Origin of the sequence: Nocardia sp. NPDC002869, from assembly GCF_046764065.1 — a bacterium.
GTDB classification, from domain to species: Bacteria; Actinomycetota; Actinomycetes; order Mycobacteriales; family Mycobacteriaceae; genus Nocardia; species Nocardia rhamnosiphila.
The window spans coordinates 22,785-29,827 of the sequence record NZ_JBKOOL010000064.1; the positions used below are offsets into that span (position 1 = coordinate 22,785).

The 7,043-nt window shown below is 70.4% G+C and carries 4 protein-coding genes; 2 read left to right on the forward strand and 2 right to left on the reverse strand.

The genetic code is table 11. The features are described 5' to 3' along the window. Positions 1-6: 6 nt before the first annotated feature. On the reverse strand, positions 7-2,814 hold the full coding sequence (locus ACLML9_RS14280) for an FAD-binding and (Fe-S)-binding domain-containing protein (protein ID WP_411945977.1): 2,808 nt from the start codon (positions 2,812-2,814) through the stop codon (positions 7-9). A gap of 67 nt (positions 2,815-2,881) precedes the next feature. Here ACLML9_RS14280 and ACLML9_RS14285 point away from each other — a divergent pair, with 67 nt between their 5' ends. Next, complete coding sequence (locus ACLML9_RS14285; protein WP_411945978.1) at positions 2,882-3,994, forward strand: DNA polymerase IV; 1,113 nt, start codon at positions 2,882-2,884, stop codon at positions 3,992-3,994. A gap of 75 nt (positions 3,995-4,069) precedes the next feature. Further along, positions 4,070-5,944 (forward strand): ABC transporter ATP-binding protein, encoded by a 1,875-nt coding sequence (locus tag ACLML9_RS14290; protein ID WP_411945979.1) that lies wholly within the window; start codon positions 4,070-4,072, stop codon positions 5,942-5,944. A gap of 18 nt (positions 5,945-5,962) precedes the next feature. On the opposite strand, the gene ACLML9_RS14295 is transcribed toward ACLML9_RS14290, so the two are convergent. Next, positions 5,963-7,043, reverse strand: a 1,081-nt coding sequence (locus tag ACLML9_RS14295) for a molybdopterin-dependent oxidoreductase (RefSeq protein ID WP_411945980.1), incomplete at its 5' end; no start/stop codon positions are given.

A 7,043-nucleotide genomic window follows, 5' to 3' on the forward strand; every position in this document is an offset into this window, starting at 1 on the left:
CCGGAATCAACTGTCCTCCAGCAGAATCTGTGCGAGATGCCGGCCCCGCCGGCCGGTGAGCTGGGCGGCCTGGGTCCGGCAGGAGAATCCGTCGGCGACCACGACGGCATCCGGTTCGGCATTCTCCAGCGCCGGAAGTATTCCGTTGCCCGCCACCGTCAGCGATATCTCGTAATGGCCTTTCTGCATTCCGAAATTACCGGCCAGCCCACAGCATCCTGCGATCTCTGTCACATTCACTCCCATCTGGGCAAATATCCGGCGATCGGCATCGAAGCCGAGCACCGAATGGTGGTGACAATGCGGCTGGACGACCAGCGATCGGCCGGGGTAGCGGGGCGGGCGCCAGTCCGGTTGCGCGGTGAGGAACTCGGCGAGCGTGCGGACCGCGGCCGCGACCGGCCGGGAACGCGGATCCTCGGGCAGTAACTCCGGCAGATCGGCCCGCAACGCGGCGATGCAGGACGGTTCGAGACCGATCACCGCGCCACCGGCGCGCACATGGTCGTCGAGGGCATCGAGGGTGGCGCGCAGCCGCGCCCGGGCGCCGTCCAACTGCCCGGTGCTGATCCAGGTCAGTCCGCAGCACACCTGCCGGCGCGGCACGACCACCCGATAACCGAGCGAATTGAGCAGACGCACCGCCGCCACCGCGATATCCGGATCGAAGGCATTGGTGAAGGTGTCCACCCACAGCATCACCGGCGTCGCGTCCGGCTCGGCCACCCGCTGCTTCGCCGCTTCCCGGCGCCAGATCCGCCGGAAGGATCGCGGCGCGAGTTCCGGTACCTCCCGGCGTGGATCCATCCCGGCGGCGCGCATCCCGAGCCGGCGCAACGGTCCGGCGCCGGCCAGCGCGTTGACCAGCCACGGCACCCGGGTCGCCCCACCCAGCCAGCGCGGGAGCCGGCCCAGTGTGTAGTGGTCGCGAGGGCGCAACCGACCGCGGTAGCGGCGGTGGAGCGTCTCGGATTTGTAGGTCGCCATATCGACGCCCGCCGGGCAGTCCGTACCGCAGGCGCGGCAGGACAGGCACAGGTCCAGCGATTCGGCCACCGCGGGCGCGGCCCAGTCCAGCTCTCCCCGGACCACTTCTTGCAATACCCGGGCCCGGCCTCGGGTGGTGTCCTTCTCGTCGGCTGTCGCCAGATAGGAGGGGCACATGAAACCACCCGTGCCACGCGTATCGGCCCGGCATTTACCCACCCCGACACAGCGGTGCACCGCGGTGGCCAGATCCCCGGCATCGCCGGCGAAGGCGAAGCCGCCCGCGCGCGGCAGCGGCGGCAGACCCGCCAGTCGCAGATCGGCGTCGAGCGGGCGCGGCTGCACCAGCACACCCGGATTGAGGAAGTTCGCCGGATCGAACAGCGCCTTGTAACCCGCGAAGACCGCGCGGACCTCGGGTGAGTACATGATCTCCAGCAGTTCCGATCGGGCCCGGCCGTCGCCGTGTTCTCCGCTCAGCGAACCGCCGTGGCCCACCACGAGGTGTGCCGCGTCGGTCAGGAAGGCCCGGAACCGTTCCGGCGCGGCGGCGATCGGCAGGTCCAGCCGCACATGGATACAGCCGTCGCCGATATGCCCGTAGAGCAGGCCGTCGACCTTGTGCTCGCGGGTCAGCTCGTCGAAATCGCGCAGGTAGGCGCCGAGCCGGGCAGGCGGAACCGCCGCGTCCTCCCAACCCGGCCAGGCCGGCTCACCGTCGCGGGTGCGGCCGGCCAGGCCGGCACCGTCGGCCCGGATCCGCCACAGCGCGGCCGCGGCGCCGGGGTCTTCGATGATCCGGCTGTCCAGCGCACCCGCCGCCCCGCACAAGCGGCGGGCGGCGGCGTGGGCGGCCGCCGCGTTCTCCCCCGCCAGCTCCACGAACAGCCAGCCGGTGCCACGCGGCAGATCGGGGACCCGCCGGCCGTGTGCGCGCACCACCTCGATCAGCCGGGCATCGATACCCTCGACCGCCACCGGCGCGACCGAGACCACCGCGGCGATATCGTCGGCGGCGGTCGCCAGATCCGGGTAACCGAGCACGACCAGCAGGGTCGCCGCCGGGATCGGCACCAATTCCAGCTCGGCCTCGAGCAGTACACCGCAGGTGCCCTCCGCCCCGACGAACGAGCCGGCCACCGACCCGCCGCGTTCCGGCAGCAGATATTCGAGCCCGTAGCCCGACGCCTGCCGGTCGAACCGGCCCAGGTCGGTGCGCAGCACGGCGAGGGATTTCGCGGTGAACTCCGGTAGCCCGGGGACCGCGTCCAGCGAGTCCGCGAGGCGGCGGGACGCGCCGGTACCGTCGATGATCCGCAGCTCCCGCACCCGGTCGGAGGTGCGACCCCACGCGATGGCGTGCGGACCGCAGGCATTGTTGCCGATCATGCCGCCGAGAGTGCAGCGGTTCTGGGTGGACGGATCCGGGCCGAAGCGCAGCCCGTGTTCCCGGGCCCGGCGCTGCAGATCCGACAGCACCACGCCCGGCTGCACCCGGGCGGTCCGCCGATCCGGATCGATCTCGGCGATACCGGTCATATGCCTGCTGAAATCGAGGACGATGCCGGGACCGACCGCATTGCCCGCGACCGAGGTGCCGCCGCCCCGCGGGGTCACGGCGGTACCCTCGCTCCGCGCGACCTCCAGTACGGCCGCCACATCCTCGTCGGTTCGGGGAAAGACCACCGCTTCGGGCAGCACCCGGTAGTTCGAGGCGTCCGACGAGTACTCCACCCGGCGGCGGTGGGAGATGTCCACCGCCTCGATACCGATCCGCGCACGCAGCTGCCGTGCGAGTGTGTCCCGTCGTGCGTCGTGGTCGGTCACACGATCCAGCCTAGGTGGGCGCCCCGATATCCCCCTGTTTGTCACCCGGTAGGAGTAAGACAGTGTCGTGGCCAGATGGCTGTTGCACGTCGACCTCGACCAGTTCCAGGCCGCGGTGGAGTACCGGCGCCATCCCGAACTACGCGGGCAGCCGGTGATCGTGGGCGGAAACGGCGACCCGGACGAGCCCCGCAAGGTGGTGACCTGCGCGTCGTATCCGGCGCGCGGCTACGGGGTGCGGGCGGGTATGGCGTTGCGGTCGGCGGCGCGAAAATGCCCGGAGGCGGTGTTCCTGCCCTTGGACGTCCCCTGCTACGAGGAAGCGTCCGAGGAGGTCATGGCCCGGCTGCGCACGTTCACCGATCAGGTGGAGGTCTGGGGGTGGGACGAGGCGTTCGTGGCGGTCGATACCGAGGAGCCCGAGGAATTCGCTCGGGCGATCCGGGCCGCGGTGGAAGAACTGGATCTCGGCTGCGCGATCGGCATCGGCGACAACAAGCTCACCGCGAAACTGGCCACCGGTTTCGCGAAATCGGTCGGGAAACCCGGTGTCACCGCAACCGACCATCCGGGAGCGCACGACGGCATGTTCCGGCTCACCGCCGCCAACTGGTCCGAGGTGATGGCCCATCGTCCGACGAACGCGCTCTGGGGCATCGGTAGCCGGATCGCGGCCCGGCTGGCCGAACTCGATATCCATACCGTCGGGGATCTGATGACCGCCGACCGGTCCCGGCTCGCGGCCGAGTTCGGTCCGACGAACGGTCCCGCGCTGTGGGTGATGAGTCGCGGCGCCGGTGATACCGAGGTGGTGACGAAACCGCCGCCGGCGGTGGGGCGCAGTAGATCGCAGACCTTCCCGCGGGATCTCGGCGATCCGGCCGAGATAGGCGCCCAGGTGGCCCGGCTGGCGGCGGAGGTCGCGGCGGAGATCATCGAGGCCGGCCGGATGGCCACCCGGGTCTCGGTCACCGTGCGCACCAGTACCTTCTATACCCGCAGCAAGCAGTCCAAACTGCCGGAGCCGACCACCGATATCCCCACGATCGTCGATACGGCGCTGCGGGTGCTGGATCGTTTTCCGCTGGATCGTCCGATCCGGTTGCTCGGGGTCCGTCTCGAACTCGCCCCGGTCGCAGAGGTTCCCGGTACCGATGGATCCCGGCCGCCGGGCGCTTGACCTGAACATTGGTTCAGCTTCTAGTGTCGGTGCACCGGAGTTCAATCGTGCTCCGGAGCGGAAGGACATTGTCAGATGAGCATGGAATCGGTGGCCTGGGACCAGATGTACCGGCGCATGCACGCACCCGAGGAGACGCGGTCGTTCAGTCTCGCCACGGCACGGCGCATCCTGCGCTTCGCCCGGCCGCATCAGCGGCGGCTGATCGCCTTCCTCGTCCTCAGCGTGGCCGCGGCGGTTTTGGTGGTCGCCACGCCGCTGCTCGCGGGCCGGGTGGTCGACGATATCTTCGCGGGGACGCCGCCGCGGACAGTGATACTGCTGGCACTGGCCATCGCCGCGCTGGCCGTCTTCGATGCCGGTCTCGGGCTGGCCATTCGCTGGCTGTCGGCGCGGATCGGTGAGGGCCTGATCCTCGACCTGCGGACCGCTGTCTTCGACCACGTCCAGCGGATGCCGATCGCCTTCTTCACCCGGACCCGGACCGGCGCGCTGGTCAGCCGGTTGAACAACGATGTGATCGGGGCGCAGCGCGCCTTCAGCGACACCCTCTCGGGCGTGGTCGCCAATATCGTCACCGTGGCGCTCACCCTGGTGGTGATGCTCCAATTGTCCTGGCAGATCACCCTGCTCGCGCTGCTCCTGCTGCCGGTCTTCGTGATCCCGGCCCGGCGGATGGGCGACCGGCTGGCCGATATCCAGCGGGAGGCAGCGGGATTGAACGCGTCGATGAGCACGCAGATGACCGAGCGTTTCTCCGCGCCGGGGGCGACTCTGGTGAAACTCTTCGGCCGCCCGGCCCAGGAATCGGCCGAATTCGCCCTGCGGGCGCGGCGGGTCCGCGATATCGGCGTGCGCACCGCCATGCTGCAGACCGTTTTCGTCACGGCGCTGACGCTGGTTTCCGCGCTGGCCGTCGCGCTGGTCTACGGCCTCGGCGGCTGGTACGCGCTGCGCGGGCAGTTGGACGCGGGTGCCGTGGTGGCCCTGTCACTCCTGCTCACCAGGCTGTACTCCCCGCTCACCGCGCTGGCCAGTGCCCGGATGGAGATCATGTCCGCGCTGGTCAGTTTCGAGCGGGTTTTCGAGGTCCTCGATCTGAAACCGCTCATCGAGGACGCCCCCGGGGCGCGGCCGGTGCCCGCCGGGCCCGTCACGGTGGAGCTCGACGAGGTGCGGTTCGGCTACCCCGCCGCCGACAAGGTCTCGCTGGCCTCGCTGGAAGAGGTGGCCACACTGGACACCCGCGGCGGTGAGGAAGTGCTGCACGGGGTGTCACTGCGCGCCGAACCCGGCCGGATGATCGCCCTGGTCGGCTCCTCCGGCGCCGGCAAATCGACCATCGCGCAGCTGGTCTCCCGGCTCTACGATGTGGATTCGGGCGCGGTCCGGCTGGGCGGCACCGATATCCGCGAACTCACCACGGAGTCGATCCAGCAAACCGTCGGCCTGGTCACCCAGGACGGCCACCTGTTCCACGACACCATCCGGGCCAATCTGCTGCTGGCCGCCCCGGACGCCGGCGAGGAACAGCTGTGGGACGCGCTGGAGCGGGCCCGCCTGAGCGATCTGATCGCGACCCTGCCCGACGGGCTGGACACGGTGGTCGGGGAACGCGGCTACCGCCTCTCCGGCGGTGAGCGCCAGCGTCTCACCATCGCCCGGCTGCTGCTGAAACAGCCACGGGTGGTGATCCTGGACGAGGCGACCGCCTCCCTCGACTCGACCTCCGAGGCCGCGGTGCAGGCGGCACTGACCGAAGCGCTCCAGGGCCGTACCGCCCTGGTGATCGCCCACCGGCTCTCCACCGTGCGAGCGGCCGATCAGATCCTGGTGGTCGAATCCGGTCGCATCGTGGAACGGGGAACGCATACCGAACTGCTCGCCGCGGGCGGGCGCTACGCCGAGCTGTACCGGACCCAGTTCGCTCGGGAACCGGCGGCGGCGTAGCGGCCCGGACGGTCATCGTCACCCGACGGTGACCGTTCGGCTGTGCCAACCCGTCGCGCCGTCCGGGACCGGGTCGGCACGCTCCTCGGTCTGCACCCGGCCCGCCCCGTCCGTGGCTCGTACCCGCAGGGTGTGTGAACCGGGCGGCGCGTCCCAGCGCCAGGTCCACTGCCGCCAGGTGTCCAGCGAATACTCCGGCGCCAGGTCGGCCGGCCGCCAGGGACCGTCGTCGACCTGCACCTCCACCGCGGCGATCCCGCGATGCTGAGCCCAGGCGACCCCGGCCACCACCACCGGCCCCGCAGCGATACGGCCGAAGGCGGCCGGAACATCGATACGGGAGGCGGTTTTGATCGGGCCGAACGCCGACCAGCCGCGCCGGGTCCAGTAGGCCTGGGCACGATCGAACCGGGTGATCTCCAGATCGACCACCCATTTCGTGGCACTGACGTATCCGTAGAGACCGGGCACCACCATCCGGGCCGGGTAACCGTGCGCGACCGGCAGCGGTTCGCCGTTCATACCCACCGCGAGCAGGGCGTCGCGACCGTCGGTGAGCGCCGCGACCGGCGTACCGGCGGTGAAACCGTCGGCGCTGGTGGACAGCACCATATCCGCGTCCGGGCGGACCCCGGCCTCGGCGAGAAGGTCGGCGAGCGGGTATCCGATCCAGGTGGCATTGCCGACCAGGTCACCACCGACTTCGTTGGACACACAGGTCAGGGTGATCGTCTTCTCCACGGCGGGCCGCCGCAGCAGATCGTCCATGGTGAACCGGATTTCGCGCTCCACCATGCCGTGAATCCGCAGCTGCCAGTCGTCGCTGGTCAACGCGGGTAGTCGCAGGGCGGTATCGATCCGGTAGAAGGTGTCGTCGGGGGTGCGGAAAGCGGTGATCCCCGGGACGGGCGGGTCGGTCCCGGGCGGGACGGGCGCGGCCGCCACCTGTGGACGCGGGACCACGAACCGGCGCAGATCCGCGGTCACCGCGCGCGCACGTTCGCCGGCCCACCGCCCGGCCGCGGCGGATCCGGCAGCCAGCACAACGGCCCCGGCGGCCAACCCCAGGAACCGCCGCCGCGAGGCGTCGGTTCCGAAC

What these genes read in the sequence shown, in the direction of transcription:
- ACLML9_RS14290 (WP_411945979.1), top strand. Translation starts at nt 4,070, where the DNA reads ATGAGCATGGAATCGGTGGCCTGGGACCAGATGTACCGGCGCATGCAC.